At 70.6% G+C, this 1,795-nt stretch carries 2 protein-coding genes; one reads left to right on the forward strand and one right to left on the reverse strand.

The window, feature by feature from the left end:
• Positions 1-611: 611 nt before the first annotated feature.
• Positions 612-758 carry an ATP-binding protein gene (locus ACTUAL_RS26485; protein WP_440902151.1) on the forward strand — a complete coding sequence of 49 codons (147 nt, stop codon included), beginning with the start codon at positions 612-614 and terminating at the stop codon, positions 756-758.
• Between the two features lie 20 nt (positions 759-778).
• Here the strand turns inward: ACTUAL_RS26485 and ACTUAL_RS26490 are convergent, their stop codons facing one another.
• Entirely contained in the window at positions 779-1,627 is an 849-nt protein-coding gene (locus tag ACTUAL_RS26490; protein ID WP_440902152.1) for a MerR family transcriptional regulator, read from the reverse strand.
• Positions 1,628-1,795: the final 168 nt, after the last annotated feature.

The following is a 1,795-nucleotide window of genomic DNA, read 5'->3' on the forward strand; positions in this document are numbered from 1 at the left end:
CGGCCGGGCTGTTCGCGGTGGACGTCGTGGACGAGGGCGAGGTGCGCGGCGACGACCCCTTCCAGATCCGCGACGGTGATGGGGATGGGGACGGGGACGAGCGGGGAAGTAGTGGGAGTGGGGGCGAGCGCGGGAGGGGCGCCGATGCGCGCGGCGCCGGCGGGAACGCGGGCGGCGGAGCCCTTGGCGGCGGCAGTACGGGCGGCGGAACCCTTGGCGGCGGGAGCATGGTCGGCGGAACCCCTGGCGGCGGCAGTGCGGGCGGCGGGAGTACGGGCGGCGGAGGCGCGGACAGCGGCGGCGCGGGGAACGGGAGCGCTGACAGCGGAAACTCTCGTAGCGGAGCCTTGGCCAGCGAAAACCTGGGCAGTGGAGCCTTGGGTAAGGGGACTCCTGGTGGCGGGAGTGCAGGCGGTGGGGCCTCGGGCGGTGGCACCCTTGGTAGTGGGAACGCAGGCGGCGGCACCTCGGGCAGCGGTACCCCTGGTGGCGGGAGCGCAGGCAGTGGAGCCTCGGGTAGCGGCATCCTCGGCAGCGGGAGCGCGGGGAGCAGGAGTGCTGGCGGTGGAAGTGCTGGTGGTGGGCACGGCGCGGGGCGCAACGGTACGCGGGTGCACGGCATAGGGCTGCCGCTCGCGCGTGATCTGGCCGAGGCCGAGGGCGGCAGGCTCGTGCTGTCCGATCGCTCCCCGACCAGGTTCACCCTGCTGCTCCCCACCGGTGGCGCCGACCGGCCGGAGGTGTCGGGACCAGCCTGACCGAACGGCTGGATCGGGGGTCACTGGTCGGGGAGGTCGTCCTCGAAGGTCTCGTCCTCCTCGAAGTCGGTGACCGTCGCCGAGATCTCCACGCTGCCCTCGTGCAGCAGGTAGCGGGGGGACCAGAAGGCGATCATCCGGTTGATGCGCGCCGAGTGGTCCACCAGTCGGTTGAACACCGCGCCCAATCTCGGCAGCGTGTCCCTGCCCGGTAGCACGATCGACACCTCCTCGTGCGCTTCGAGGAGGTGGGTGTGGACGTCGGCGGGCAGGGCGTCGGGGGTGATCGGGGTGAGCACGGGCAGGGCGATGAACAGGTCGTTCCCGTCCGGGTCCATGGTTTTCGCCTTCTGCTCCTGGGTTTCCAGGGCGTGTTGCTTCCACGGCGGGCCGGAGACCTCGGCGCCTGCTTCCGCCGCGATCTGCCGGAGTCGGTCCACTGCGGTCGAGACTCGTTCCGCGAGCACGTCCTCGTGCCTGCTTCCCGGCACGATCGTCCGGAGTGCGGTGATCTCGGGAACGGAGTGCTCACGCACCTGCGGCCAGTCGGAGACGAACACCTCCGCGTCCCGCAGCGCCTCGTCCTCCAGCTTTCGCTTGCGCAGCAGGGACTCCCGGTGCTCGGTGAGCAGACCGAGCGCGGTGTCGGGGGCGTCCAGGGCCTGGCGGACGTGCCGGAAGCTGAGTCCGGCTGCGCGCAGGGTGCTGATCAGCATGGCTTGTTCGACCTGGACGAAGTCGTACGAGCGGTAACCGGTTCGCTCGTCGACGTGGGCCGGGACCAGCAGGCCCTCGGAGTGGTAGAAGCGGAGGGTTTGGGCGGGGAGCGCGCACATCTCGCTGAACTCGCTGATGGAGAGGAACACCATGTGGCCAGCATGGGCCTTGAGGTAACTACAAGGTCAAACACGACCTCTGTGGCGGGGTGGATGACGCCGATCGGCGTGGATGGTTGGCTGTCACGGTGGCTGGTGGCTGGTGGCTGGTGGCTGGTGGCTGGTGGCTGGTGGCTGGTGGCTGGTGGCTGGTGGCCGGTG

This window comes from Actinosynnema sp. (genome assembly GCF_052038725.1).

Coding starts and splice junctions, on each gene's coding strand:
- ACTUAL_RS26490 (WP_440902152.1), bottom strand. CDS start 1,627: ATGGTGTTCCTCTCCATCAGCGAGTTCAGCGAGATGTGCGCGCTCCCC.